Annotated in this window: 1 pseudogene; it reads right to left on the minus strand. The window is 82.8% G+C overall.

Annotation, left to right across the window (positions count from 1 at the left end):
- Nucleotides 1–435: pseudogene (locus tag VR44_RS40575) on the minus strand (SCO7613 C-terminal domain-containing membrane protein); the annotation flags it as partial.

Consider the following 435-nt stretch of genomic DNA (forward strand, 5'->3'; position numbering starts at 1 on the left):
GTGTACGCCTCCGGCACCGCCACCCCCCAAGCCCCCAGCCGCACCCAGACCGCCGCCACGCCCAGGACCCCCGCCGCCCAGCCCAGCCCCCGCCGCCCGGCCCGCAACGCCCCCGCCGCACACACCACCCCGCCCAGCGCGAGCGCCAGGGCCGACACCGCCGGATCCCCGGCCGTCAGGGGCAGCGCGAGCAGCCCCACCCCCGCCGACGCCGCCTCCGCCGGGACACGCACCGCACCCAGCCGGGGCCCGAGGGCCACCACCGCCGCCGGAACCGCCAGCACCGCCACCCCCGTCCAGGCCGCCGCCACACCCGCCGCCGCACCCAGCGCCACCACCGTCGCCGCCGCGTACCCGACGGCCCCCACCGCACCACAGCCCCGCACGGCCACCCGGGCGCCCCCGTGCGCCGCTCCCAGCGCGCACCCGGTACCC

This window comes from Streptomyces katrae, from assembly GCF_000966975.1.
GTDB lineage: Bacteria > Actinomycetota > Actinomycetes > Streptomycetales > Streptomycetaceae > Streptomyces > Streptomyces katrae.